The sequence below is a fragment of the Pseudomonas sp. GL-RE-26 genome (genome assembly GCF_019956275.1).
Taxonomy (GTDB): domain Bacteria; phylum Pseudomonadota; class Gammaproteobacteria; order Pseudomonadales; family Pseudomonadaceae; genus Aquipseudomonas; species Aquipseudomonas grandcourensis.
Window position 1 is genome coordinate 206,841 of sequence record NZ_JAHBDI010000033.1, and the last position, 25,596, is coordinate 232,436.

General features: G+C 60.1%; 22 protein-coding genes. 2 read left to right on the top strand and 20 right to left on the bottom strand.

All coding sequences use genetic code 11. From position 1 onward, the window contains the following. Positions 1–134: 134 nt before the first annotated feature. Positions 135–5,405, top strand: a complete 5,271-nt coding sequence (locus KGB07_RS20180; RefSeq protein WP_223466360.1) for a dermonecrotic toxin domain-containing protein — start codon at positions 135–137, stop codon at positions 5,403–5,405. A 66-nt stretch (positions 5,406–5,471) separates the two neighbouring features. Here KGB07_RS20180 and ureC read toward each other — a convergent pair whose 3' ends face one another. From ureC to KGB07_RS20210, 6 genes are all read right to left on the bottom strand, one after another. Next, on the bottom strand, positions 5,472–7,172 hold the full coding sequence (gene ureC / locus KGB07_RS20185; RefSeq protein WP_046039904.1) for an urease subunit alpha: 1,701 nt from the start codon (positions 7,170–7,172) through the stop codon (positions 5,472–5,474). A 123-nt stretch (positions 7,173–7,295) separates the two neighbouring features. Then, on the bottom strand, positions 7,296–7,601 hold the full coding sequence (locus KGB07_RS20190) for an urease subunit beta (protein ID WP_046039905.1): 306 nt from the start codon (positions 7,599–7,601) through the stop codon (positions 7,296–7,298). Further along, positions 7,601–8,134: a GNAT family N-acetyltransferase gene (locus tag KGB07_RS20195; protein ID WP_046039907.1), complete on the bottom strand. Its 534-nt coding sequence runs from the start codon at positions 8,132–8,134 to the stop codon at positions 7,601–7,603. Before KGB07_RS20195 ends, KGB07_RS20190 begins: the two co-directional genes overlap by 1 nt. A 6-nt stretch (positions 8,135–8,140) precedes the next feature. Continuing rightward, positions 8,141–8,674 (bottom strand): GNAT family N-acetyltransferase, encoded by a 534-nt coding sequence (locus KGB07_RS20200; protein WP_046039908.1) that lies wholly within the window; start codon positions 8,672–8,674, stop codon positions 8,141–8,143. Positions 8,675–8,683: 9 nt separating this feature from the next. After that, positions 8,684–8,986: an urease subunit gamma gene (locus KGB07_RS20205; RefSeq protein ID WP_007945249.1), complete on the bottom strand. Its 303-nt coding sequence runs from the start codon at positions 8,984–8,986 to the stop codon at positions 8,684–8,686. Between the two features lie 69 nt (positions 8,987–9,055). Continuing rightward, positions 9,056–9,895, bottom strand: a complete 840-nt coding sequence (locus KGB07_RS20210) for an urease accessory protein UreD (RefSeq protein WP_046039910.1) — start codon at positions 9,893–9,895, stop codon at positions 9,056–9,058. Between the two features lie 251 nt (positions 9,896–10,146). Between KGB07_RS20210 and KGB07_RS20215 the strand changes: the two genes are divergently transcribed. After that, positions 10,147–10,842 (top strand): DUF4329 domain-containing protein, encoded by a 696-nt coding sequence (locus KGB07_RS20215; RefSeq protein WP_080925295.1) that lies wholly within the window; start codon positions 10,147–10,149, stop codon positions 10,840–10,842. Positions 10,843–10,847: 5 nt separating this feature from the next. On the opposite strand, the gene urtE is transcribed toward KGB07_RS20215, so the two are convergent. From urtE to KGB07_RS20285, 14 genes are all read right to left on the bottom strand, one after another. After that, positions 10,848–11,546 (bottom strand): urea ABC transporter ATP-binding subunit UrtE, encoded by a 699-nt coding sequence (gene urtE, locus KGB07_RS20220; RefSeq protein WP_007979642.1) that lies wholly within the window; start codon positions 11,544–11,546, stop codon positions 10,848–10,850. Positions 11,547–11,652: 106 nt separating this feature from the next. After that, positions 11,653–12,522 (bottom strand): urea ABC transporter ATP-binding protein UrtD, encoded by an 870-nt coding sequence (gene urtD / locus KGB07_RS20225; protein WP_046039912.1) that lies wholly within the window; start codon positions 12,520–12,522, stop codon positions 11,653–11,655. Then, a complete protein-coding gene (urtC, locus tag KGB07_RS20230; RefSeq protein ID WP_046039913.1) occupies positions 12,519–13,598 on the bottom strand; it encodes an urea ABC transporter permease subunit UrtC in 1,080 nt (359 codons plus the stop codon). Before urtC ends, urtD begins: the two co-directional genes overlap by 4 nt. Further along, positions 13,598–15,100 carry an urea ABC transporter permease subunit UrtB gene (urtB, locus tag KGB07_RS20235; protein ID WP_046039915.1) on the bottom strand — a complete coding sequence of 501 codons (1,503 nt, stop codon included), beginning with the start codon at positions 15,098–15,100 and terminating at the stop codon, positions 13,598–13,600. Before urtB ends, urtC begins: the two co-directional genes overlap by 1 nt. A 158-nt stretch (positions 15,101–15,258) precedes the next feature. Further along, positions 15,259–16,524 carry an urea ABC transporter substrate-binding protein gene (gene urtA, locus KGB07_RS20240; RefSeq protein ID WP_046039916.1) on the bottom strand — a complete coding sequence of 422 codons (1,266 nt, stop codon included), beginning with the start codon at positions 16,522–16,524 and terminating at the stop codon, positions 15,259–15,261. Positions 16,525–16,862: 338 nt separating this feature from the next. After that, entirely contained in the window at positions 16,863–17,285 is a 423-nt protein-coding gene (locus KGB07_RS20245) for a hypothetical protein (RefSeq protein WP_046039989.1), read from the bottom strand. 196 nt (positions 17,286–17,481) lie between these two features. Further along, complete coding sequence (locus KGB07_RS20250) at positions 17,482–18,492, bottom strand: FecCD family ABC transporter permease (protein WP_046039918.1); 1,011 nt, start codon at positions 18,490–18,492, stop codon at positions 17,482–17,484. After that, the gene (locus KGB07_RS20255) at positions 18,489–19,448 is read right to left on the bottom strand and encodes an ABC transporter substrate-binding protein (RefSeq protein ID WP_223466362.1); all 960 of its coding nucleotides are present in this window, start codon (positions 19,446–19,448) and stop codon (positions 18,489–18,491) included. Before KGB07_RS20255 ends, KGB07_RS20250 begins: the two co-directional genes overlap by 4 nt. Continuing rightward, positions 19,445–20,233, bottom strand: coding sequence for an ABC transporter ATP-binding protein (locus tag KGB07_RS20260; RefSeq protein ID WP_223466364.1), 789 nt, complete (start codon positions 20,231–20,233; stop codon positions 19,445–19,447). The genes KGB07_RS20255 and KGB07_RS20260 overlap by 4 nt, the downstream gene beginning before the upstream one ends. 156 nt (positions 20,234–20,389) lie before the next feature. Continuing rightward, positions 20,390–21,769, bottom strand: a complete 1,380-nt coding sequence (locus KGB07_RS20265; RefSeq protein WP_223466366.1) for a PepSY-associated TM helix domain-containing protein — start codon at positions 21,767–21,769, stop codon at positions 20,390–20,392. Positions 21,770–21,879: 110 nt separating this feature from the next. Then, the gene (locus tag KGB07_RS20270) at positions 21,880–23,997 is read right to left on the bottom strand and encodes a TonB-dependent copper receptor (RefSeq protein WP_046039927.1); all 2,118 of its coding nucleotides are present in this window, start codon (positions 23,995–23,997) and stop codon (positions 21,880–21,882) included. A 108-nt stretch (positions 23,998–24,105) separates the two neighbouring features. Further along, the gene (locus tag KGB07_RS20275; RefSeq protein WP_046039928.1) at positions 24,106–24,561 is read right to left on the bottom strand and encodes a DUF2946 domain-containing protein; all 456 of its coding nucleotides are present in this window, start codon (positions 24,559–24,561) and stop codon (positions 24,106–24,108) included. Positions 24,562–24,582: 21 nt separating this feature from the next. Further along, positions 24,583–25,062, bottom strand: a complete 480-nt coding sequence (locus KGB07_RS20280; RefSeq protein ID WP_046039930.1) for a copper chaperone PCu(A)C — start codon at positions 25,060–25,062, stop codon at positions 24,583–24,585. 48 nt (positions 25,063–25,110) lie between these two features. Then, positions 25,111–25,509: a DUF2946 domain-containing protein gene (locus KGB07_RS20285; RefSeq protein WP_046039932.1), complete on the bottom strand. Its 399-nt coding sequence runs from the start codon at positions 25,507–25,509 to the stop codon at positions 25,111–25,113. Between the last annotated feature and the right edge of the window lie 87 nt (positions 25,510–25,596).

The following is a 25,596-nucleotide window of genomic DNA, read 5'->3' on the forward strand; positions in this document are numbered from 1 at the left end:
TATGTTTTTGGCTCCCTGATTTTCGATCACCCGGAGCCTTTTCAGGGGGCTGGCCAAGCAGCTATTTGGACTTTTTTTTCAGATGCGGGTGAATAAGCTGATGGTTCTTTTCTTGTCATCAAGGTGATTCAAAAGTGTCTGATTTGCATGGAAGCAACTCACAGAAAATACCGGATGGAGTGTCCATCGATAGTCACGGGATACATTACCGTCGTGCAAACGACGTGATCCCCGGGGCCATCAAGAATGCGCCGGTGGAGAGGTTGAAGTCCCTGCTGGCGCTCGAGCCGCAAATGCCCGAGTGGTATGGCGGCGCGCGGGAAATCGACCGTCAATACCTCAAGCAGTCGATGGATGAGCGCTGGCGTTTGCAAGACGTGCTGGACCAGACTCAGGGTGACTTGAAGCACGACATCAATGCCTTCGCCGAACCCTTGCTCAAAACGGCTTTGCAGTCGAAATTCAACACGGTCGAGAACTTCAATGAGCTCACCGTACAGCTTGAAGTGCCGAGCACGATCATTTTCGGCATCGATACCGGGGCCAGTCGTGTCCGCCAATCCACGTTGCTGGAAGCAGCGCTGCACAACTTCGAAGAGTCCGAGGCCACCGAAGGTGCGTTCCGAAACAGCTCCGGTATTTACCGCAAGGACACTCGAGGCAGTCTCAGTCTTGAACCGGCCATTACCCTCCCAGCGTTTGCAGCCTTGTGCCGAAGCCTGGACATCGGCGGGCAATACCAACGACACATCAAGTCCGTCCTGTTGCCCGATACCCCACAGGCACAGCGAACCTTGCAACAGGATTCGGTGGCCAGTGAAAAGGCGGCCTTCAATGTGGCCGCACTGATTGCCCGATTGAAGGGTGAAATCAGTGACCATGCCTTCGGAAAACTGGGCCAGGTGCGTGAGGGGCGGACAAACATCTCACTGTACGACCAGCCGTTGCATTGTCATCGGTTGTCGCTGATGGGCTTTCGAATGACTGGCATCGTGCTGTTCAGCGCAGTCACTGAGCCATCGCAAGTAAAGCGCGAAGTTGAAGCCTTGACGCCGGCCCTGTTGAGCTTTTGGATAGACTGGTCGCGCCGCCTTTCGGTACTGCCGGGCCAGGAATATGATCGATTCAAACTGCTGCAAGCCTTCTTTGCCAATGGACCGCAAGGCTTGAGTGATGAGCTGTTGCGTCGCGAAGACATATATCAACAGAGTCGATTGACCGGTCCGTTGATCGCCTATGTCCCGGATGATCCAGAGCATCCCCTCAAGGAATATCCGTCGCTGACCGCGTTCATGAAGGAGCTGCTCGGTCAGTTGAGAAACACGGATTACCAGACCTTTTTCAGCCGCTTTGTGGCGCAGAAGGACAAAGGACAGTTTTTCGCCAGGGTCAACGAACGTCTCACGACTTTCACCTGGCACGAGCGCGAGCCGCTCGACATGGGCCCGTGGTGGCGTGAAACAGCGGTTGAAAACCCCGAAGCAGAGCCCATCACCAACCAGGTGATGGGTGATCTGTGGGTGACGCTGTTTCTGCAGCGCCGGGACAAGGCCATTGCCGATGCCAGGCTCATCGCAGTGCCGACCGACGATGAGGATGCCAACGCACGCTTCAAACGCTTGACCGGTTACCTGTCGATCGGCTGGAACGTCTTCAATTTCGCCGCAATGCTGGTGCCCGGACTGGGCGAAGCCATGCTCGGCATCATGGTCGCGCAGATGCTCGCCGAGGTGGCCGAAGGCGTCGATGACTGGAGCAAGGGTGACAAGGAGCAAGCCTCTGCCTACTTCAACGGGGTCTTGATCAATTTCGCGCAATTGGCACTCATGGGCGTCGGACATGTACTGCCCGGCACCGGTGTCGCGCCGATCAAGGTGTCGCCGTTTGTCGAGGGCCTCAAACCCGTGGAGGTCGGCGGCAAGGAGCGTTTGTGGAACCCTGACCTCGGCCCCTATGAACAACCGGTCGTGTTGCCCGATGGATTGAAGGCCAGTGATACAGGGCTGTACCGTCATCAGGATCAGGACCTGCTGCGGCTCGATGACAAATGCTACGCCGTCAGGCAAGACCCGGACACTGGCCGGCACCGGCTTCAACACCCGACTCGCGCCGATGCATATCAGCCGCTGTTGGAGCACAACGGTGCCGGTAGTTGGAAGACGGAACTCGACCAACCGCTCGAATGGGACAAGGGGCAAATACTCAGGCGTCTGGGCGCTTCGGTGGACGGACTCTCCGATGAAACCCTGGAGCAGGTTCTGACCGCCAGCGGCGTGCACGAAAATGTGCTGCGCCGGCTTCACGTCGAACAGGAGACCCCTCCCTCTCTGTTGGCCGATACCCTCAAGCGCTTCAAGGCCCATGCCGATGCGCAAGCCTGCGCAGAGCTGATTCTGGCCAACCGGATCGGCGAGGAATGGGCCGATTACGCCGTGCGATCCATGACCGAAATGGGCGGCTGGCCTGGCGACAAGGCCATTGAAGTCTTCCAGGGGCCGGGACTGACGGGGGCGGCGATCAAGGACGGCTATGCCCAGGCGACACCGGCCAATACGTTGCAGATGACCTGGACTGACCTGCTGGCGGGGGCGCTGCCCGAGCGGGTGGTGGGGTTCCTTGACGAACAGGCGCTTCGAGAACTGCTCGACCAATGGTTATCCGGTGACGCGCAGATGCGTACCGAAGCATTGCGCGAGCAATGGGCGGCACAGATGGGCCAGCGCAAGTGGCAGTTGTTCGACCTTCTGTACAGTCGTCGGACCCGTTCGGACGATCCTTTGGTGAATTTGCTCAAGGAGGATTTTGCAGAGATCTCGATCAGCCAGGCGCAAGAACTGCTGGGTGAGGCGCACCCCTCGGACGTGCAACACCTGAGCGAAAAAAAACGCGTGCCTTTGCGGCTGGCGGAACACGCCCGCAAGGCCGCCGAGCAACTGCGGATGACGCGGGCCTATGAAGGCCTTTACCTCGACGCCTTGCACAGTGCTGACACCGCGCGCCTGGAGTTGCACTCCCTGGCGGCCCTGCCAGACTGGCCGGCGGATTTGCGTCTGGAGGTTCGTGAGTACTCGTTCGAGGGCGCGTTGACCGACAGCCTTGGCCCCGTCGACGCGCCGATCCGCAAAGTGCTGATCCTGGATGAGGATGGCAAATACCAAGCGCGGGACGACAGCGATCAACACCTGCACGGCGCGGACAATGTGTATGCCGCGGTGCTGCATGCGTTGCCGGATTCGCAACGAACAGCCCTGGGCTTCGGTATCAACGAGGCTGCGCGGCTGGAGCAAGCGATAAAGGCACGTCCCCTGGACCGTCAGGTGTTTGAGCCGATTCTGCGGGACAACCCGAATTACAAGCCGAGCTACGATCCGACCAGCATGCGCCTGCGCGGCGGCATGCGTGGCTATGCCCGGCAAGCACCGCATGGCATGGGGCTGCGGCGACGGGCTCAGGCACTGTATCCGGATTTTACCTCGGAGGAGATCGAGACGTTGCTGGTGGAGTTCAGCCAGGGCGAAGGTACGGAGCATGAACGACTGGCCCTGCTCGAGACCGAATTCAACCAGTTGAACCGCACCCTGCAACGCTGGATGAACTTGCCGACGCAGTCCTCTCGTTTTACCCCGGCGGGCGTGGCGGAATGGCATGCGCGGAACAATATCTACAAAGCGCTCAGGCAATGTTGGCAGCGCACCGGGCCGGAGGGTATCGAGGCCTCCAGCGTAGTGCGACCACAGGCGTTGAGACTGGACAACATTCCCAGGCTGAGCCGACTGCTGGAAACCCTGCCGAAGCTGGAGGCGAACTTCGACCACGTCACCGCGTTGAGCCTGCGCAATTGCCGGTTGGGCTCCGAGCATCTGTCACTGCTCGACTCTTTTCATGAGGTGCGCTATCTCAATCTGCAAGACAATCTGCTGACGGCGCTTCCGCAGGCGGTGAAGGACATGCGTCATCTCGTTCACCTGCTTCTTGACGGCAATAATATTGAACTGGATTTAGCGGCGGTCGATCGCCTGAAGAATCTGATGCGCCTGACGTCCCTGCGCTTGCGCGGCAACCCGCTGAAGCTCATTCCGAACATCAGCCGAATGCCGCAATTACAGGTGCTGTTGCTGGGCGAAACGGGACTGGACAGCTGGCCTGTCGGGCTGTTTTCGCAATCGCGTCCGCGCAGTATCTATCTTGATCTGAGCGATAACCCGATCAGCCGGATACCCGAGGTCGCGCCCGGTTCATTTCGCGCAGAGATATTGGCGCGCACCGTGATCAGTCGGTCCCCGCGCTGGATCTCGCCGGAGAATCTCGAGATCCTCAAGTCTTACATCGAGTCGGTCGGCATGGACCCGGAGCGTCCTTATCCACCCCGTGGCGTAATCGATAGCGCGGAATGGGGGACGGGTATGTCCGAGCAAGAATGGCAGAAAAAGCAGGAAATCTGGGACGCGGTCGAGGATGAGTTCAATTCAATGCCGTTTTTCAATGAACTCGACAAACTCACAAATTCCGCTGACTTCAAGGCCGGTGGGACCTATCAGACAGAACTGACGACCAAGGTCTGGCGCATGCTCGAAGCCATGGCCCGTGATAGTGAACTGCGCATCAAGTTGTTCAACGAAGCCGCAACACCCACCGAATGCGTGGATGGCGTTACGCAACTGTTCAATGCCATGGGCGTGCAGGTGTTGGTCCACGAAGCTTACGCCCTGGAGCGTGCGGACCTGATCGAAACACAGTTGCTGGAACTGGCCCTGGGCAAGTCCCGGCTCGATGAACTCGCTGCCATTGCCCGTCGCCGGGTGTCAGAGCGGTTGGCGACGGGAGAGCGGTTTCGCCGTTACGACGCCGATGGCGAAGTGACCGGCACCATCGATGAAGTGGAAGTGCACCTGGCCTACATGACCGATCTGGCGGAGCGCCTGGATTTGCCGTGGCAGGCGCGGGGCATGCAGTTTCGCAGCATCGCCGAGGTCAGCAAAGAGATGATCGAGGCAGCGTTCCAGCGGATCAAGGCGCTGGAGGAAGGGGATCTGCTGATCGACCGGATCTTCGAGCAACGGCTCTGGAAAACCTGGCTGGAATCGACTTACCGCGAGGAATTGAACGGCTTGAAACGCCGGATCGACGCCACCATCGATTTGCAGGATGCGTTGCAGCGCAGGGCCGAGGGTACGCGGCTCACCACTGAGGAAAAGGCTGCGGTGGAGGCTGAAATCAAGGGGCTGTGCAGTGAATTGGATAAAAGTGAAACTGACTTTGCCGATGGCAGGCTGATGACTGACGAGGAATATGTGCAAGCCTTGGATGACATCGATCTGCAGATTACGCAGTTGCTGAAAAAACTGACACAGGAAGCGATGACTCGGGCCAGGCTGGATCGGCTGCGGATTGAATCCACTCAATAGCAACGGAAAAAACAAAGGCCTCTACACGCTGCGTGTGAGGCCTTTGTCTGTCATGCGGTAACCGGTTCAGAACAGGAAGTAACGCTGGGCCATCGGCAAGGTTTGCGCCGGCTCACACCACAGCAACACACCGTCAGCCTTGACCTGATAGGTCTGCGGATCAACGTCGATGTCCGGCAGGTAATCGTTGTGAATCAGGTCGGTTTTCTGCACGTCACGGCAGCCTTTGACCACGGCGATTTTCTTCTTCAAACCCAGGGCTTCGGGCAAGCCTGCATCCTGTGCGGCCTGGCTGATGAAGGTCATGCTGGTGGCGTGCAGCGAGCCGCCGAAGCTGGCGAACATCGGGCGGTAGTGCACCGGTTGTGGCGTCGGGATCGAGGCATTGGCGTCACCCATCAGGCTGGCCGCAATGGCACCGCCCTTGAGAATCAGCGTCGGCTTCACGCCAAAAAACGCCGGGCGCCAGAGCACCAGGTCCGCCCATTTTCCCACTTCGACCGAACCCACTTCATGGCTGATGCCGTGGGTGATCGCCGGGTTGATGGTGTACTTGGCGATGTAGCGTTTGGCGCGGAAGTTGTCGTTGTCTTGACCATCGCCGGGCAGCGGCCCGCGTTGTTTTTTCATCTTGTCGGCGGTCTGCCAGGTGCGGGTGATGACCTCGCCGACACGCCCCATGGCCTGACTGTCGGAGCTGATCATCGAGAACGCACCGAGGTCGTGGAGGATGTCTTCGGCGGCAATCGTCTCGCGGCGAATGCGGCTTTCGGCGAAGGCCACATCCTCGGCAATGCTCGGGTCGAGGTGATGGCAGACCATCAGCATGTCGAGGTGTTCATCAATGGTGTTGCGGGTGAACGGCCGGGTCGGGTTGGTGGAACTGGGCAGCACGTTGGTAAAACCGCAGGCCTTGATGATGTCCGGCGCATGACCGCCACCGGCACCTTCGGTGTGATAGGTGTGAATGGTGCGGCCCTTGAAGGCGGCGAGGGTGGTTTCGACAAAACCGGATTCGTTGAGGGTGTCGGTGTGGATCGCCACCTGCACGTCGAACCGGTCGGCCACGTTCAGGCAGTTGTCGATACTCGCAGGTGTCGTGCCCCAGTCCTCATGCAACTTGAGGCCGATGGCCCCGGCCTTGACCTGTTCGATCAATGGTTCCGGCAGGCTGGCGTTACCCTTGCCGGTCAGGCCGATGTTCATCGGGAACGCGTCGGCGGCCTGGAGCATGCGCGCAAGGTGCCACGGCCCGGAGGTGCATGTGGTCGCATTGGTGCCGGTGGCCGGTCCGGTGCCGCCACCGATCATGGTGGTGACGCCGCTCATCAATGCCTCTTCGATCTGCTGCGGGCAGATGAAGTGGATGTGGGTGTCGATGCCGCCGGCGGTGAGGATCATGCCCTCACCGGCGATGACTTCGGTGCTGGCGCCAATGGCGATGTTGACGTTGGGCTGGATGTCCGGGTTGCCGGCCTTGCCGATCGCCGCGATGCGCCCGTCCTTGAGACCGACGTCGGCCTTGACGATGCCCCAATGGTCGATGATCAGCGCGTTGGTGATCAGCGTGTCGACCACCTCGGCGGCCAGCAACTGGCTCTGGCCCTGGCCGTCACGGATGACTTTACCGCCACCGAATTTCACTTCTTCACCGTAGGTGGTGAAGTCCTGTTCCACTTCGATCCACAACTCGGTGTCGGCCAGGCGCACCTTGTCACCGACAGTGGGACCGAACATGTCGGCGTAGGCTTGACGGCTGATTTTCATTTCCTCGTTCCTCGGAACTGAGCTGCAAGCTTCAAGCTGCAAGCCTCAAGTAAAAGCAAAATTGTGAGTGCCGCAAAACTGCTTTTTTCTTGCAGCTTGTGGCTTGCAGCTTGTGGCTGCTCCTCAGAGATCACCCATGACCCGACCGGCAAACCCGAACACCCGACGATGCCCCGCCAAATCCACCAACTCCACCTCGCGGCTCTGCCCCGGTTCGAAGCGCACCGCGGTACCGGCAGGAATATTCAAGCGCATGCCACGACTGGCGGCACGGTCGAAAGTCAGGGCGTCGTTGGTTTCGAAAAAGTGGTAGTGCGAGCCGACCTGGATCGGCCGATCACCACTGTTGGCCACTTTCAGGCTGATCGTGCGCCGGCCGACGTTGAGCTCGATCTCGCCAGGCTGGATCTGATATTCACCGGGAATCATCAATGGGCTCCTTGGAGAATCTTGTAGTACAGGGCCGTCGGCTTGTAGCGACCGTTTGGATCGCAGGCGTAGTCGGGGATTTCACCGGCGCGGGTATAGCCCAGTGATTGGTAGAAGTCTTCGGCGGGCGAGCCGGCCTCGGTGTCGAGGTAAAGCATGCCGCGCTTGTGCTGCAGGGCGGCTGTCTCCAGGGCACTCATCAGTTGCTGGCCCAGACCGCGACGTCGCGCATGTTCGCGCACCAGCAGCTTCTGCACTTCGGCGCGGTTCAGGCCGTTGGCTTTCTGGCACAGATTCAGCTGTACGCTGGCCTGCACCTGCTCGTCCTTGACCACCACCCACAGCAACACATTGCCCTTGTTCAGGTTGTCCTGGACCTCATCAAAATAGGCGTGGGCCTGGGTCGCATCGAGGTCAGCCATGAAGCCGACACTGGCGCCATAACCGACGGCATCGAGCAGCAGATCGATCAGGCCCTGACGATAATGCGCAAAGCTTTCGACATTGACGCGTCGCAATTGGGCGGGGTTCATGGGCGATCACTCCTTGTTGGCGGCGGGTGGTTGCGCGCCAGGATTGAGGTTCAGTTGCATGAAGGTCAGGTCCAGCCAGCGGCCGAACTTGGTACCGACCTGAGGCATTTGCCCGGTGGTGATAAAGCCGATGCGCTCATGCAAGCGAATGGAGGCGGCGTTACCGCTTTCGATGGCGGCGACCATCACGTGCTTGCCGCAGCCTTTGGCGCGTTCAATCAGCGATTCCATCAGTTGCGGACCGAGGCCGTTGCCGCGCTGGTCGCTGCGCACATAGACCGAGTGCTCGACGGTGTGGCGGAAACCGTCGAAGGGTCGCCAGTCGCCGAACGAGGCGTACCCGAGCACCGTGTTGTCGGCATCGACAATCACCAGAATCGGGTACGCCTGGGATTGCCGGGCGTTGAACCAGGCCTGGCGGTTACCGAGGTCGACCGCCTGCTCGTTCCAGATCGCTGTGGTGTTGAGTACCGCGTCGTTGTAGATGTCGCGGATGGCTGGCAAGTCGGCATGCACGGCATCGCGGATGTGGTAAGTCATGGCGCGGCCTCAGGCGATGGGTTGGTGGACGGTGACCAGTTTGGTGCCATCGGGAAAGGTGGCTTCGACCTGGATTTCCGGGATCATTTCCGGGATGCCTTCCATCACTTGTTCGCGGGTTAGCAGGGTGGTACCGAAGTGCATCAGGTCGGCCACTGTCTGGCCGTCGCGGGCGCCTTCAAGCAGCGCGGCGGAAATGTAGGCCATGGCCTCCGGGTAATTGAGTTTCACGCCACGAGCCAAACGCCGCTCGGCCACCAGGCCGGCGGTGAAGATCAGCAGCTTGTCTTTTTCGCGTGGGGTCAGGTCCATTGTTGCAATCCGTATTCGGCAGTTAAAAGGTCATTCAATCTGAGAGCACAATCCCTGTGGGAGCGCATTTCAAGTGTTCCAAATTCGTGGTGGCATGGCTTCGCGCCCCAGTAGTGTCGGACGCAACAAACGCCACAAGTCAATCAACCATCCTCGCGCCAACAACGCTTCACTGGCCAGACACCGTGCAACCAGCAACCCCGGCAATTGGGTCAGATCCCCGCGCACGTCGTTGGGCAATGAACGGCAGGTTTCCAGCAAGTCGCAATCGATTTCCCCTGTCACCAACAACGTCGCAAACACCGGTTGCCCATCGAGCCCGATGGGCGAATCCAGCAAGCCGTCCGCCCCGACAATGCGCTGGCGTTCATGCCAGAGCAACTGGCCGTCGCGACGGATATCCAGTTGCGCCTGGAAGTGCCCGAGATCGAAGCGTTCGCCGCTGGCCGGACGGCCCAGGGCCACGACGTCCCAGTAGAACAGTCGCGCATCGCCTTCAAGGTCGATGCAAGTGCTGAGTTCAGCCTGGGCAGCGCTGAAAATGATCGTCTCCTGGGGCAGCCATTCCAGTGTCGCACCGGCCGCCACCTTCAACTTCAGCTGCTGATAGGCGGGGCCGGCGGCGCGATACCACTTGGCCGCACCGGGGCTGGTGATTTGTGCCCAGGCATCGCGCTCGACGCTGGCCGAGATGTCCAGCCGATCGCCACCGGCAATACCGCCGGGCGGGTGGACGATGATGTGCTGGCAGACTTCTGGCCCTTCGGCATACAGGTGTTTTTGCACGCGCAAAGGGCCTTTGTGTCGACGCTGGACCGGGCGAGTGGTGTTGTCGAATCGGGCGTAGCCCAGCTCCAGTTCGGCGTGCCAACTGGGGGTAAACAAGGCGCCAGATGCGGGAAGAGTCATAGTCAGTGCTTATCGTGAGGTCGTCACGATGTTTGCAAAGGCTGTGCCGTAAGGTATCGCAGGCAGGAGGCGGCTATTGCCTGGTTTTACGCACCAACAGGGGGCGCCCCATGAAATATGGCGCAACAAATTGGTGCTTTACCCGTCTTTTAGACATACATATGTACCGCCATCTCTACTCCCGAAGAACTCAGTATCCAGGTGTACGCTCCCTCCTGTTGCGGGGCGACTGAATATTCTGGAGCTTCTTGATGACTAGCCATACAGATCGTGAAAATGCACGCAAACTGCTTGAGCTGCTTGCAAAACTACCATCTGAGCAACCCTCTTCGGCCGCACCCGTGTTGCCACCCTTGAGCCAACCCTTCAATTTTGCGGACGAAGCCGCGTTATGGCTGCACCATCATAAACGCGAGGGTGATAGAGAATATGGTGCGCTCGTCTTGCAGCGCCCTGATGGCAAGTATGTCGCCACAATGCCTATCGAAGGTGAGGCAACTTCATTTGATTTAGAACGTTTGCTGGCATACGACCGTGAGACCCGGACAATCAGTCATCCGGCGGGATATCTTTGCGTAGGCCGTTATCACAGCCATCCGGAATATGCAGAACAGACTGCCCGGTCTCACCCCCACTACAGCGCAGACCAGATCAAGTTGCATCAGGCGCTGCCTTCGACAGTCGATCTCGCTACAACTTTCAGGCATGTCGATGTCTTCAAAAACAATTACATTTCAAGTCACGATGGTTCTCTGGTGGCCTACTCCATCAATCCACAAAACGCATCCGGCAATCCTGGATTCGGACTGGGTTCCACGCCCGAAAGTCGAATCAAGAGGATCGTGACCATTGGCCAGTTGCGTGTCCTTGATCCAGGCACGGTCTGGAGTGGATTTCGCGGCCAGATCACGTCTGATTGGGTTCCTCACCGGGCTGGCGGACAGTGATCGACTCAGATCGTGACGAGCCCACGCACACCTTCGGCCTCCATGTTTTCACCGCGCCCCTGCTGCACGATTTCGCCCCGGGACATCACCAGGTACTGGTCGGCCAGTTCGGCGGCGAAGTCGTAGAACTGCTCCACCAGTAGAATGGCCATGTCGCCCCGGGCCGCGAGTTTTTTGATCACGGCACCGATCTCCTTGATCACCGACGGCTGGATGCCTTCGGTGGGTTCGTCGAGGATCAGCAGGCGAGGGCGGCTGGCCAGCGCACGACCGATGGCCAGTTGTTGTTGCTGGCCGCCGGAAAGATCACCCCCCCGGCGTTGCTTCATTTGCAGCAGCACCGGGAACAGCTCGTAGATGAACGCCGGCACTTCCTTCGCTTCGCTGCCGGGAAAGCGCGACAGGCCCATCAGCAGGTTTTCCTCGACGGTCAGGCGGCCGAAGATCTCCCGGCCCTGCGGCACGTAGGCGATTCCGGCATGCACACGCTGGTGCGGCTTGAATGTGGTGATCGGCTTGCCTTCCCAGTTCACGGCGCCTTCCTTCGCTGGCAGCAGGCCCATCAGGCATTTGAGCAGGGTGGTCTTGCCCACGCCGTTACGCCCGAGCAGGCAGGTAACTTCGCCGACCTTCACGTCAAACGTCAGGCCGCGCAGGATGTGGCTTCCGCCGTAGTACTGGTGCAGTTTTTCGACTTGAAGCATAGGCCCTCCGGGCAGTTGTAAGCAGCAAGCTTCAAGCTGCAAGAAAAAGCCGGATATGACCCAGCTTTAACTTGCCGCTTGTAGCTAAAAGCTTGTAGCTGTCGCGTCAGCGACCGAGATACACCTCGATCACCCGCTCGTTGTCCTGTACCTGCTCCAGCGACCCTTCGGCCAGCACGCTGCCTTGATGCAACACCGTGACGTGGTCGGCAATCGAGCCGACGAAGCCCATGTCGTGTTCCACCACCATCAGCGAGTGCTTGCCGGCCAGGCTCTTGAACAGCTCGGCGGTGAATTCGGTTTCGGCGTCGGTCATGCCCGCCACCGGCTCATCGAGCAGTAGCAATTGCGGGTCCTGCATCAGCAACATGCCGATCTCCAGGAACTGCTTCTGACCGTGGGACAGCAAACCGGCGGGGCGATTGACTGAGGAGGTCAGGCGAATGGTCTCCAGCACTTGGGCGATGCGGTCTTTCTGTTCGCCGTTCAGGCGAGCCCGCAGGCTGGCCCACACTGACTTGTCGGTTTTCTGCGCCAGTTCCAGGTTCTCGAACACGCTCAAGGCTTCGAACACCGTGGGTTTCTGGAACTTGCGACCGATGCCGGCCTGGGCGATCTGCACTTCGCTCATTTGCGTCAGGTCCAGGGTTTCGCCGAACCAGGCCTTGCCGTGGCTGGGGCGGGTCTTGCCGGTGATCACGTCCATCAGCGTGGTCTTGCCTGCGCCGTTGGGGCCGATGATGCAACGCAACTCACCGACGCCGATGTACAGGTTCAGATTGTTCAGGGCGCGGAAGCCGTCGAAGCTGACACTGATATCTTCCAGGGTCAGGATGGTGCCGTGGCGGGTGTTCAGGCCTGGACCGACGCGTTGGCCAAGGCCGATGGCATCGCGGCTGCTGCCGGCGTCCTTGTTGGGCTCCACAGGAAAAAAAGCTGGTTCGAGCATGAATTCAGCCGTCGCAGTGACTCTCATAGTTCACCTCTTTTCTTCAGTAGGCCGATCACGCCTTTGGGCAGGTACAGGGTCACGACGATGAATAGCGCGCCGAGGAAGAACAGCCAGTACTCGGGAAACGCCACGGTGAACCAGCTCTTCATGCCGTTGACCACGCCGGCGCCGAGCAACGGACCGATCAAGGTGCCACGCCCACCCAGTGCCACCCAGACTGCCGCTTCGATGGAGTTGGTCGGCGACATTTCACTCGGGTTGATGATCCCCACTTGCGGCACGTACAACGCACCGGCCAAGCCGCACAACACCGCACTCAATACCCACACGAACAACTTGAAACCACGCGGATCGTAGCCGCAGAACATCAGGCGGTTTTCCGCATCGCGCAGGGCAGTCAGCACCCGTCCGAACTTGCTTTGCGCCAGGCGCCAGCCGATGTACAGGCTCGCCACCAGCAACAGCACCGTGGCGAAAAACAGCACGGCGCGGGTGCCGGGTTCAGTGATGCCAAAGCCAAGAATGGTGCGGAAGTTGGTGAAGCCGTTGTTGCCGCCGAAGCCGGTTTCGTTGCGGAAAAACAGCAGCATCCCGGCGAAGGTCAGGGCCTGGGTCATGATCGAGAAGTACACGCCCTTGATCCGCGAACGGAAGGCGAAGAAACCGAACACCAAGGCCAGCAACCCCGGCGCCAAAACCACCAGGCACAGGGTCCAGAGGAAGCTGCTGGTGCCGGTCCAGAACCACGGCATTTCGGTCCACGACAGGAAGGTCATGAACGCCGGCAAGCCATCGCCCGAGGCCTGGCGCATCAGGTACATGCCCATGGCATAGCCGCCGAGGGCGAAGAATAGGCCGTGCCCCAAGGACAGCAGCCCGGCGTAACCCCAGACCAGATCCAGTGCCAGGGCGACGATGGCGTAGCAAAGAATCTTGCCCACCAGCGTCAACGTATAGGCTGAAATATGCAGCGTGCTGTCCACCGGTAACAATGACAGCAGCGGTAGCGCCAACAGCAGAACGAGGATCATTGCACCGACAGCAATCGAGACTTTAGGGCCGGCTTTTTGGGTCGCGGTAACGAGCAGGGGCTGGTTCATCAGTCGATCACCCGTCCTTTGAGTGCGAAGAGACCTTGCGGACGTTTCTGGATGAACAGAATGATCAGCGCGAGGATGAGGATCTTGCCGAGCACGGCACCGATCTGCGGTTCGAGAATCTTGTTGGCGATCCCCAGGCCGAACGCTGCCAGCACGCTACCGGCCAACTGACCGACACCGCCGAGCACCACCACCAGGAACGAGTCGATGATGTAGCTTTGGCCGAGGTCCGGGCCGACGTTGCCGATCTGGCTCAGGGCCACGCCACCGAGGCCGGCGATGCCCGAGCCGAGGCCGAAGGCGAGCATGTCCACGCGCCCGGTGGGTACGCCGCAGCAGGCGGCCATGTTGCGGTTCTGGGTGACGGCACGAACGTTCAGGCCGAGGCGAGTCTTGTTCAGCAGCAGCCAGGTCAGCACCACCACAAACAGCGCAAAGGCAATGATGACGATGCGGTTGTACGGCAGCACCAGGTTCGGCAGCACTTGAATGCCGCCCGACAGCCACGCCGGGTTGGCCACTTCGACGTTCTGCGCGCCGAACACCAGGCGAACCAGTTGAATCAGCATCAGGCTGATGCCCCAGGTGGCGAGCAGGGTTTCCAGCGGACGGCCGTAGAGGTGGCGAATCACCGTGCGCTCCAGCGCCATGCCGATGGCTGCTGTGACGAAAAACGCCACCGGCAGCGCGATCAGCGGATAGAACTCGATGGCCTGCGGTGCGAAGCGCTGGAACATCAGTTGCACCACATAGGTCGAGTAGGCGCCGAGCATCAGCATCTCGCCGTGGGCCATGTTGATCACGCCGAGCAGGCCGAAGGTGATCGCAAGACCCAGGGCGGCGAGCAGCAGTATCGAGCCCAGCGACATACCGCTGAATGCCTGGCCGAGCATCTCGCCAACCAGCAGTTTGCGTTTGACTTGAGCGAGGCTGGTTTCGGCCGCCGTGCGCACATTGGCATCGGCCTCAACGCTAGGTTCGAGCAAGCCTTCGAGGCGTGTGCGGGCTAGCGGATCACCGGTTTCGCCGAGCAAGCGCACAGCGGCCAGCCGTACAGCCGGGTCGGCATCCACCAATTGCAGGTTGGCCAGGGCGAGGCTCAGTGCGGCATGAACGCTCTCGTCCTTCTCGCCCGCCAGTTGTTGGTCGAGGAATTTCAACTGCGCCGGCTTGGCGCTTTTCTGTAGTTGCTGCGCGGCGGTCAGACGGAGTTTGGCATCGGTGGCGAGCAACTGGTGACTGGCCATGGCCGTGTCGATCAGACCCCGCAGGCGGTTGTTCAGACGCAAGGATTTCGGCTGGCCGTCGACGCTCAACTCGCCTTGTTGCAGGGCGTTGATCAGTTCGATACGGGCCGGATCGGGTTGCGCGGCCCAAGCTTCCAACAGCCTGGCTTGCTGCACGGGATTGGCGGCGACGAAGTCTTCGGCGTCACCGGCGTGAGTGGCCATCGGCAGTAAAAATGCGATGGCCAAGATGAGACGATAAAGGGCGGTGGGCATAGATAGTCGCCTTGAAGCGGACATTGTAGGAGCGAGCCTGCTCGCGATAGCGGTTGTTCAGTCACAGAAGTGTTGAACGTGCCGCCGTCATCGCGAGCAGGCTCGCTCCTACAGGGATTTGTGTCGGGCCCGAATGCTTGGGCCCGACATCCAATGGCTCAGTTGCTCTTCACCGCATACTCCGGTTTCTTGTCGTTGCCCGGGATGAACGGGCTCCACGGCTGGGCGCGGATCGGCCCTTCGGTCTGCCACACCACGTTGAACTGACCGTCGGCCTGGATCTCGCCGATCATCACCGGCTTGTGCAGGTGGTGATTGGTCTTGTCCATGGTCAGGATGTAGCCGGACGGCGCGGCAAAGGTCTGGCCGGCCAGGGCTTCGCGGACTTTGTCGACGTCGGTGGATTTGGCTTTTTCTGCCGCTTGCGCCCACATGTGGATACCGACGTAAGTGGCTTCCATCGGATCGTTGGTCACCGCTTTGTCGGCGCCCGGCAGGTTGTGTTTCTTGGCGTAGGCTTTCCAGTCATCGACGAACTTCTTGTTCACCGGATTCTCGACCGACTCGAAGTAGTTCCACGCCGCCAGGTTGCCCACCAGTGGCTTGGTGTCGATGCCGCGCAGTTCTTCTTCGCCGACCGAGAACGCCACGACCGGAACGTCGGTGGCTTTCAGGCCCTGGTTGGCCAGTTCTTTATAGAACGGCACGTTGGAGTCGCCGTTGACGGTGGAGATAACCGCCGTCTTGCCACCGGCCGAGAACTTCTTGATGTTGGCGACGATGGTCTGGTAGTCGCTGTGGCCGAACGGGGCGTAGACCTCTTCGATGTCCTTGTCGGCCACGCCTTTGGAGTGCAGGAACGAACGCAGGATCTTGTTGGTGGTGCGTGGGTAGACGTAGTCGGTGCCGAGCAGGAAGTAGCGCTTGGCGCTGCCGCCTTCTTCGCTCATCAGGTATTCAACGGCAGGGATCGCCTGCTGGTTCGGCGCTGCGCCGGTGTAGAAGACGTTTGGCGACATCTCTTCGCCTTCGTATTGCACCGGGTAGAACAGCAGGCCGTTGAGTTCTTCGAACACCGGCAGTACCGATTTGCGCGACACGGAAGTCCAGCAACCGAACACCACGGCGACCTTGTCCTGGGTCAGCAATTGACGGCCCTTCTCGGCGAACAGCGGCCAGTTCGATGCAGGGTCGACCACCACTGGCTCCAGCATCTTGCCGTTCACGCCACCCTTGGCGTTGATCTCATCGATGGTCATCAGCGCCATGTCTTTGAGCGACGTCTCGGAGATCGCCATGGTTCCGGACAACGAATGCAGAATACCGACCTTGATGGTCTCGGCGGCCTGGACAGTCCAGGTCATGCCCATCGCGGCAATGGATGCCGAGAGTGTGAAAGCCTTGATCAAACTGCGACGCTTCATTGTGCGATCTCCATGAACTTATGAGTTTTCTTGGTTGGCAGATGCGGACTACTGAAGGTGTGTTTTGCAAGGGCTGTGCCCGGTCGGCAAAAGGCAGGGAAATGTCGTTTTAGAGCGGTTGAACGGTTTGATGGCGCACCATGAAGGATCGCGTCTGGCGCGTTGGTGCGAAGAGTTGCGCCAGATTGGGGCGGGTAGCATCGATCAATTGTGGGAGCGAGCCTGCTCTCGATAGCGCTGGGTCAGTCAACATTGGCATTACCTGAAATACCGCAATCGCGAGCAGGCTCGCTGCCACAGGATTCAACAATGGGTATCAGTTTTGTAAGCGACGAATGTCAGCTTTTAATGCAGGTTTCAAAACCATGTCCGCCACCTTCGTACTCCGGGCCGTAGTAGTACTTGGTAAATGAAGTCTTTCCGTCAGGGGTTGAAGCAATTTTCGCAATCCCGACGCCGTAATCCTTGAGCGACGGATCCGTATGGGCAAAGTAAATCGCCAGGGAACTCAAGTTGGCGGCAGCAAACCCGTCATACCGGGAGTTGTCGAGCAACGTCAGCGTAAAGCCGTAGGCACCGTGTTCGCCGGTACTCTGTTCGGCATTGAGCTTCATTTCGACAACACCTTCAAAAGGACCGATATGGCTGTCCATTCCGGTGCATTGATACCGGCCGCTGTAGTCGACGCCAGTAAAGGGTGGCTGCACTGCCCATGCGGGCGCTGAAACAAGTGCAATGGATGCGATGAACTTCTTGAACATGTTTACCTCTTCCGCTCTTGTAGGAGTTGTGGCGATTAGGTTGTAGGAATAATCGTCATTGAAGTGCGCGAGCGTTTTATAGTTGAACTCGCGAGTGCGGAGTATGAACATGATAGTGAACTTGTTACGCGTTAACTCAATACGAGGTTTTTCCAGGCGTAAATGCAGCTTTGAAACTTTTTAATTAAATACGGCGTTAACGACGTCGCATCAAGCCGATGAAGAACACCCCACCAATTGCTGCAGTGGCAACACCGATGGGCAAGTCTTCGGGGGCGATCAGTGTCCGGGCGGCGACATCGACCCAGACGAGAAACACGCTGCCGAGCAACACGCACACCGGCAGTAATCTTCGGTGTTCAGCCCCGACCAGGCGCCGCGCAATGTGCGGCACCATCAGCCCGACAAAACCGATCGAGCCGCTGATCGACACCAGAACCCCGGTCATCAATGACGCAATCAGAAACACCCGCAGGCGCACGGTGCGTGCATTCAGGCCCAGGGTCACCGCAGTCTGTTCGCCGGCCATCAGCGCATTCAGCGGACGCGCCATGCCCAACAGCAACATCAGCCCGAGCAACACACTGGCTGTCGGCACCGCCAGCAGCTCCCAGCGTGCCAACCCGAGCCCGCCGAGCATCCAGAACATCACCGCTGAACTGGCCCGATGGTCGCCCATGAACAGCAGCAAATTGGCAATCGCCATCATCACGAACGACACCGCCACGCCGCACAGCAGCAAGCGGTCACTGTCGAGGCGACCATGACGACTGGCGATCATCAGCACCACCAGCATGCTCAGCAATGCCCCGATGAATGCGGCGATCGGCAAGGTCAGCAGGCCAACGATTTCACCGACATGCAGCACCACGATCACTGCGCCAAGTGTGGCACCGGAAGTCACGCCGAGCAGGTGCGGGTCAGCCAACGGGTTGCGCGTGACCGCTTGCAGCACCGCGCCGATCAGCGCCAGGCCGGCGCCCACCAGCGCGCCGAGTAGCATGCGCGGGACGCGGATCAGCCAGACGATATGTTCCTGTCCGGGGGGCCAGTCCGACACACCGAAACCGAACAGCTTGTGCAACAGGATGCGCCACACAACATCCAGCGGCACCCGCGCCGGGCCGAAACCCAGGGACACCACGCACGACACCAGCAACAGGGCACCGAGGGCGATCAGCAACAGGGCGTAGCGACGGTTGATCATTCGCCGTGGAAACCCTTGGCCAGGGTGGCGACTGCCAGCACGTTATCGATCCCCGGCGTAGCCTGCACGTAAGGGATGACGATGAAGCGCCGGTGCTTGATCGCATCCACCGATTGCAGGGCCTTGTTGCTCAGCAGGAATTGAATCTTCTGATCGGCAGTGATTTCGCTGTAATCGACGATCACGATCACCTGCGGGTTGCGCTCAACCACGGTTTCCCAATTGACCCGGGTCCAGCTCGCGTCGACATCCTCCAGGACATTGCGCCCGCCAGCGGCGTCGATCAGCGCTTGCGGCATGCCCAGGCGGCCCGAAGTCATGGCGCGGTCTTCGCCGCTGTCGTACAGGAAGACCCGCGGTTTTTCCGCAGGCAGGTCTTTGCGAATATTCGCGACTTGCGCCTGCATGTCGGCAATCAGGGCATTGGCGCGGTCCTGCACGTCGAAGATTCTGCCGAGGTTGCGCAGGTCGTTGTAGGTGTCTTCGAGGCTGGCCGGCGGGCGCTTCATCACGAACGCGCAGGATTCGCTCAGCTCATACACATTGATGCCCAGCGGTTGCAGGGTTTGTGGCGTGAGATCGTCGCCGATACGCATGCCGTAGTCCCAACCGGCGAAGAAGAAATCGACGTTGGCATTGAGCAGGGTTTCCACCGACGGGTACTTGGCCGCCAGTTCCGGCAGGTCTTCGAGAATGCCCTGCATCTCGGGCGTCACGGCCTTCCAGCCACTGATGCCGCTGTAACCGGCCATCTGCGGCTTGAGGCCGAGGGCGAGCATCATCTGAGTCATGTTGATGTCGTGGCTGAGGGCGTGTTTTGGTGCCTGCTTGAAGGTTACCTCGCGGTTGCAGCTTTTGATTGTCAGCGGGTAGCGGGTGGCTTCGGCCAATGCCTGGGCGCTGCCCAGCAGCATCGCGAGACAGAGACAGGAGCGCAGCAGGGAACGCAAAGTCATGGTTGGGTTATCCAGGTGATTCGTGGGTAGCTGTGCAGCGGATGTTTATCGATCAGCGCTTCGACGCCGAACACACTGCGCAGCAGCGCAGCCGTCAGGACTTCTTTCGGTGTGCCGCTGGCGACGATACGACCATGGTTGATCACGTACAGCCGATCACAGAAAGCCGCCGCCAGATTGAGATCGTGGATGCTCGCCAGGGTGCCGATGTTCAAGCGCTTGACCAACTGCAAAAGCTCAAGCTGATAGCGCGGGTCGAGGTGGTTGGTCGGCTCGTCGAGGATCAGTAACTGTGGTTGCTGGGCCAGGGCGCGGGCGAGGATGACTCGCTGTTTTTCACCACCGGAGAGGGTGGCGAACCCGTGGTCTTCGAAGCCCTTGAGGCCGACGGATTCCAGGGCCTGATTGATCAGGTCGCGGTCTTCAAGGGTGTCGCCATCGAACAGGCCTTTGTGCGGCGTGCGGCCCATAGCGACCACCTCGAAGACGGTCAGGCCGAAGGCATCAGGGAATTCCTGCAACACCACGGCGATGCGTTGTGCGCACCAACGTGAGGATTGTTTCCAGACGTTCTGGTGATCGAGCCTGACCTCGCCGCTGTCCGGTTTATTGAAGCGCCAGGCACAGCGCAACAGGCTGGTCTTGCCGCTGCCGTTGGGGCCGATCAGCCCGACGAACTCACCGGCGGCAACGTGCAGCGAGGCATCACGCAGCTGGAATTGGTGATGGCAATGGCCGTGACCCAGTGGGGACCAGGTGAGGTTTGTGAGGTTCAGCGAGGTCATGCAGTGGCTCTTGAGGTGATGCCAAGGGCCCCATCGCGAGCAAGCTCGCTCCCACAGGTCTTACGCAATCCCTGTGGGAGCGAGCTTGCTCGCGATGGGGCTGAGTTGATGCGCGGGGAGTTTACAGTGCCTTTCGCCCCGCGCATCTCGCCTGTTTCAAGATGAAGATGAGGCCGATTCAGTTTGCCGGGTGAAGCGCGAAAGCAGCACACGATCCAGCACCCACACCACCACCAGCGAAGCGCCCACCAACGGGAAGGCCACCGCCAGCGCGAACATGATCACCATCGCGGTTTTCCATTTCGGCAGGTCGTGGCGCAGCGGCGGCACACCGAGTTTTCCCTGCGGGCGGCGCTTCCACCAGATCACCACGCCGCTGACCGCGCTGAGCAAAATCATCAGGCAGATCAGCAACACCACGATCTGGTTGAACACGCCGAACATTTTGCCCTCGTGCAGCATCACGCCGATTTCCGTGGCTCGGGCGACGGTGCCGTACTGCTCGAAACGTACATCGGCCAGGACCTTGCCGGTGTACTGATCGATGTGCAGCGTGGCGTCATTGCGCGGGTCGTCGGCGAACACGGCGATGGTGAACACGCCGGTTGCAGTGGTCGGCAGGGTGATGCTGTAACCCGGTTCGACCTTGCGTTCGCTGGCGATGTTTTGTACGTCCTGCAGGCGGACCAACGGCGAGGCGGGGCCGGTCGACGCTCCATCGTGAGCCATGTGCTCGGCATGGTCGCCGGACATCGGCATCGGCGTGTTTTCCATGGCCCACGGCACGGTCTGGCGGGTGGCGGTGTTGAGGGTGCGCGCCTCGACGTCGGACTTCGGCACGTCATCCCACATGGCCGCCGGGAACACGTTCCACACTTCGGCATATTGCTTGCCCCAGAAGCCGGTCCAGGTCATGCCACTCAGCAGCATCACCAGCAGCAGGGACGCGCCCCAGAACCCGGTGACCGCGTGCAGGTCGCGCCACAATACGCGACCCCGACTGTTCAGGCGTGGCCACAAAATGCCGGCCGCCTGACCGCGCGGCCACCACAGAAAGATGCCGGACACCACCAGCACCACACCCCAACCGGCGGCCAGTTCGATCAGTCGATCACCAACGGTGCCGATCATCAGCTCGCCGTGAATCGACCGGGCAATGGCTTGCAGGTTCTTCTTGGCGTCTTGCTCGCCGAGGATGTCACCGTGGTACGGATCGACGAAAACATTCAGCTCCTTGCCGCCATTGAGCACGACAAACTGCGCGCTGCGTTCGGCGTTGACCGGTGGCAGGTACTGCTTGATCGTGGCTTGTGGGTACGCGTCTTTCACGCGCTTGAGCAGGTCGTCGGCCGGGACCGTGTGATGACCGGCCGGGACGTTGAGCAGGCTGCTGTACATCAGCGAGTCAAGTTGCGGTTTGAACAGATAGATGGTGCCGGTCAGGGCCAGCATCACCATGAATGGCGCAACGAATAATCCTGCATAGAAATGCCAGCGCCAGGCCAGGTTGTAGAAATTCACTTTGGGCTGTTTCATCACGTGTGCTCCGCTAGGCTGGATCTTTTAGTTGTTTGTTTTGCGGTTGCTGCGCAACCGATCGCGGGCAGGCTCGCTCCCCTGTAGGAGCGAGCTTGCTCGCGAAGCTTTTAGAAACTCATGTCCACCTTGGTCCAGAGCGTTCGCCCCGGTTCCTTGATGGCTTGCGGGTCATTGGCCGGGTAGCCGAAACCGGCGTTGCCGGCCAGGTTCAAGTGCTCGGCGTAAGCCTTGCCGAACAGGTTGTCGACGCCGCTGCTGACCTTCCAGTTGCTGTTGATCCGATAGGCACCATTGAGGGAGAACACGCCGAAGCCCGGCGTCTTGCCGAAATCCTTGCCGACCACGTTGCCCTTGTTCTGGTCGATACGGTTTTGCGCGGCGACCACTCTCCACAGTGCGCCGGCGCTCCAGTTATCTTCGCTGTAGGTCAGACCGAAACGGGCATCCAGCGGCGGCATTTGCGGCAATGCACTGCCATCGCTGCTGTTCTTGCCCCAGGCGTAGGCCAGGGTCGCGTCGGCTTTCCAGTTGTCAGTGAGGTTGTAGGCGGCGCCCAGTTCGCCGCCCATGATTCGCGCGTCGATGTTTTCGGCTTGCGAGGTCGTACCCATCATCGTCGGGGTGTAGTTGAACAGGATGTAATCGCGCACCTGCCCGACGTAAGCCGAGGCCCAGGCTTCGAGGTCTTCGGTCTTGTATTGCAGGCCGAAATCGAGCTGGGTGGTTTTTTCCGGCTTGATCGAATCGAAGGCATTCACCGAACCGGCGGGGCCGGACTTGGGTGAAAACAGCTCCCAGTAATCCGGGAATCGCTGGGTGTGACCGAGGCCGGCATACAAGGTGGTCGGGCTGTCGGCCAGGTCATGCTCGTAGCGGATGAAACCGCTGGGCAGGGTATCGGCGCGGGTGTCGTCGGCGGTCGGATTCGGGCGGGTCATCATGCCCGAGCCTATGGTCTGCCGATAATCCTTGGCCGAGGCGCGGTCCAGGCGTGCGCCACTGATCAGGCGGTCACGGTCGGCGGCGTACCAGGTCAGTTCGCCGAACACACCGTAGTTATGGAAGTCGGCATCCTTGGTGTACGGCAGGTCCTTGTAAGTGTCGACACCCATGGCGCCGCGCTGGCGATGCTCGTTGGTCTGCGCATCGATGCCGCTGATCAGCTGCACATCAGCCCAGCGCCAGGTGGCCTTGACCCGGGCGCCGAGGGTGCGGCGGTCGACGTTGGAGGCCATGGGGCCGGCCATCATCCCGGTGCCGGATGGCGTGCGCAGGGTGTAGTTGTCCATCACGTGGTCGGCGTAGTTGTAGTAGACCTGCGCCTCGACCTTATCCAGCACCTCGCCGATGTTGGACTGTTCGAAGCGCAGGCCGAGGCTTTCGCGCAGGAACTGCGAACCGTCCATGCCGCGCCCGGCGTAGCGGGCTTCACCATCGCCACGGCCGGCGGTCAGTTCCAGCAAGGTGTCGGTATTCGGCGTCCAGCCGACGGCCACGTCACCGTTCCATTTGTCATAGCGCGACGCCACGGTGTCGTTGTTGCCGTCCTGGTAGTCGTCGGAGTGCGCGGTGTTGCCGATGACCCGCACATAACCCGATTGTCCACCGGCTGCGGCATCCACCAGTTTGTCGAAGCGACCGTAGGAACCGGCCAGCACGCTGGCGTTGACCCGTGTGCCGAGTTCACCGAAGTGCTCCGGCTCACGGTCGAACAGAATGGTCCCGGCCGAAGAACCCGGTCCCCACAGCACGGTTTGCGGGCCTTTGATCACGGTGAGCTTGTCGTAGGTTTCCGGCGAGATGTAGGAGGTCGGTGCATCCATCCGGCCCGGGCAAGCGCCGAGCATCATGCTGCCGTTGGTGAGGATGTTCAGGCGCGAACCGAACATGCCGCGCAGCACCGGATCGCCATTGGTGCCGCCATTGCGCACCATGGCGAAGCCCGGAATGGTCTTCAGGTAATCGGCACCGTCACTGGCCGGCACGGGTTGGCGCGGGTCCTTGGGGTTTGTGACGATGGTCAAGGGCGAACTGGGTGCAACGGCGGTAATCACCGTCGGGCTCAGTTCTTCAGTGTGACCGGCATGGTCATCGGCCAGTGCAGAAGGCGCCAGCAAAGCACCGCACAGGATCGCGGTGGCGTACCTGAAACGAATGCCGGATTCGTTCAGGGCAATAGAGGCTTGGGCAGGGCTCAAGCACGGGACAGCGGAAAACCTGGACATGACAATTTCCATCGAACAGTCGTAAACGACACGGCCGGCAGCCAGCGCAATCCCTGTGGAATTGAGCGTTGGTTGTCTTGCGGACCGTGTGAAATCAGAAGTAAGTGTTTACGCGACGACGGGCGGGGCGCGGGTGCGGGCGCCGGGGAAGAAGGTTTGCCGGGCATGGCCCAGGCGTGGGGAGGGGGTGGTGAAGGTGTTGACGGACGGGATGACGAAGTTGGCGAAAGACACGCCACCGGTCAGCGCCGGGCAATTGAACAGCAGGCTGCAATAGCCGCACTTTTCCCACAGCACATGGTGCCCCGGGGCTGGCGGGCAATGCTCTGCGGTGGCTTGCGTGGAATGGTCGGCATGCTCCATCGCCGACATGTCCATCGGCATGTCCATGCTCATACCGGCAGGCATGCTCATCGACATGGCGCGCGAATCCATCGGCATCGACTGAGAAATCAGCGGACCGATAAAGATCATCAGCATGGCGAACAGGCTGACCCAGCTGCCGCGTGTCAGGCTCAATGCCTGATTGCGTGACCTGGATGACCTGGCGCTAAGCGGGCGCATGGGCGTTTTCAGTTCAGGCGATTACGGCTTGTGCACGTGCGCTTGCATGGCGTCCTGCGCCTGCTTCTGCACCGCGACTTCGACCGTCACGTCACCAGACTTCTCGAAGTGCAGCGTCATGGGGAAGCGCTTGCCATCAACTAGCAGGCTGCGGTCCTTGAGGCCCAGCAACATCACGTGATAGGCCATGGGGGCGAAAGTAACCTCGCCACCGGCGGGCACTTCCACGCTCGGTACGTGCTGCATTTTCATCATGTCGCCTTGCATCACGTGCTCATGCAATTGCGCTTCGCCCGCAATGGGGGTGTCGACGCTGAGCAGGCGGTCGGCGGTCTTGCCTTGATTGTTGATCACGAAATACGCCGCAACGGTGGGTGCATTGGGCGGCAACTCCTGGGACCACGGATGAGCGATTTCCAGTGTGCCGACCTTGTATTCGTGGGCATTGGCAAAGCACGCAGGCAGCAGCAACGCAGCCAGAACGATGAGTTTGTTCAACATGGCAGTTCTCCGGAACGATTTAAAAACGCAGTCAATTGCGAGAAAAAATCACACCAGAGGGGACGCGCGGGGGTTGAGACTCGGCCATTGCTGGCGCGGTGAGGGGCTTTCGAGCGAGGTGGCGGGCAGGCTTCGGTTGGATTCGAAGTGCGCGAAATACAGCTGTGGCGAATGTCCCGGCAACGCCACCAATGGCGCAGAACCCGAGCAGCACCAGCAATGCTGCATGTTGGAATGATCGTCGTTTTGCGGGGCTTTCTGTTCAAGGTCCCCGATGGAAATCGCCACCATACGGGTGCCGCTGGAACTGCAGAAACTGCCCCACAACAACTGTTCGGCTGGTGACTTCGCCGTTTGCGCCATCGCTCCGGACATCGGCATGGCGAGCATGTTGAACAGCACTGCGAAGCAGGCTATCCAGGCAATTGCGAGCCGTTGTCGGGACATGGGACAAAATCCGTTTGGGTGGGCGATCAGGCGCGGGCTATTTAGCCTGATCAGGGCCGATAAGTAAAAAGACGGCGTGCGGTTTGG

What these genes read in the sequence shown, in the direction of transcription:
- ureC (WP_046039904.1), bottom strand. Translation starts at nt 7,172, where the DNA reads ATGAAAATCAGCCGTCAAGCCTACGCCGACATGTTCGGTCCCACTGTC.
- KGB07_RS20190 (WP_046039905.1), bottom strand. Translation starts at nt 7,601, where the DNA reads ATGATTCCCGGTGAATATCAGATCCAGCCTGGCGAGATCGAGCTCAAC.
- KGB07_RS20195 (WP_046039907.1), bottom strand. Translation starts at nt 8,134, where the DNA reads ATGAACCCCGCCCAATTGCGACGCGTCAATGTCGAAAGCTTTGCGCAT.
- KGB07_RS20200 (WP_046039908.1), bottom strand. Translation starts at nt 8,674, where the DNA reads ATGACTTACCACATCCGCGATGCCGTGCATGCCGACTTGCCAGCCATC.
- KGB07_RS20205 (WP_007945249.1), bottom strand. Translation starts at nt 8,986, where the DNA reads ATGGACCTGACCCCACGCGAAAAAGACAAGCTGCTGATCTTCACCGCC.
- KGB07_RS20210 (WP_046039910.1), bottom strand. Translation starts at nt 9,895, where the DNA reads ATGACTCTTCCCGCATCTGGCGCCTTGTTTACCCCCAGTTGGCACGCC.
- KGB07_RS20215 (WP_080925295.1), top strand. Translation starts at nt 10,147, where the DNA reads ATGACTAGCCATACAGATCGTGAAAATGCACGCAAACTGCTTGAGCTG.
- urtE (WP_007979642.1), bottom strand. Translation starts at nt 11,546, where the DNA reads ATGCTTCAAGTCGAAAAACTGCACCAGTACTACGGCGGAAGCCACATC.
- urtD (WP_046039912.1), bottom strand. Translation starts at nt 12,522, where the DNA reads ATGAGAGTCACTGCGACGGCTGAATTCATGCTCGAACCAGCTTTTTTT.
- urtC (WP_046039913.1), bottom strand. Translation starts at nt 13,598, where the DNA reads ATGAACCAGCCCCTGCTCGTTACCGCGACCCAAAAAGCCGGCCCTAAA.
- urtB (WP_046039915.1), bottom strand. Translation starts at nt 15,100, where the DNA reads ATGCCCACCGCCCTTTATCGTCTCATCTTGGCCATCGCATTTTTACTG.
- urtA (WP_046039916.1), bottom strand. Translation starts at nt 16,524, where the DNA reads ATGAAGCGTCGCAGTTTGATCAAGGCTTTCACACTCTCGGCATCCATT.
- KGB07_RS20245 (WP_046039989.1), bottom strand. Translation starts at nt 17,285, where the DNA reads ATGTTCAAGAAGTTCATCGCATCCATTGCACTTGTTTCAGCGCCCGCA.
- KGB07_RS20250 (WP_046039918.1), bottom strand. Translation starts at nt 18,492, where the DNA reads ATGATCAACCGTCGCTACGCCCTGTTGCTGATCGCCCTCGGTGCCCTG.
- KGB07_RS20255 (WP_223466362.1), bottom strand. Translation starts at nt 19,448, where the DNA reads ATGACTTTGCGTTCCCTGCTGCGCTCCTGTCTCTGTCTCGCGATGCTG.
- KGB07_RS20260 (WP_223466364.1), bottom strand. Translation starts at nt 20,233, where the DNA reads ATGACCTCGCTGAACCTCACAAACCTCACCTGGTCCCCACTGGGTCAC.
- KGB07_RS20265 (WP_223466366.1), bottom strand. Translation starts at nt 21,769, where the DNA reads ATGAAACAGCCCAAAGTGAATTTCTACAACCTGGCCTGGCGCTGGCAT.
- KGB07_RS20270 (WP_046039927.1), bottom strand. Translation starts at nt 23,997, where the DNA reads ATGTCCAGGTTTTCCGCTGTCCCGTGCTTGAGCCCTGCCCAAGCCTCT.
- KGB07_RS20275 (WP_046039928.1), bottom strand. Translation starts at nt 24,561, where the DNA reads ATGCGCCCGCTTAGCGCCAGGTCATCCAGGTCACGCAATCAGGCATTG.
- KGB07_RS20280 (WP_046039930.1), bottom strand. Translation starts at nt 25,062, where the DNA reads ATGTTGAACAAACTCATCGTTCTGGCTGCGTTGCTGCTGCCTGCGTGC.
- KGB07_RS20285 (WP_046039932.1), bottom strand. Translation starts at nt 25,509, where the DNA reads ATGTCCCGACAACGGCTCGCAATTGCCTGGATAGCCTGCTTCGCAGTG.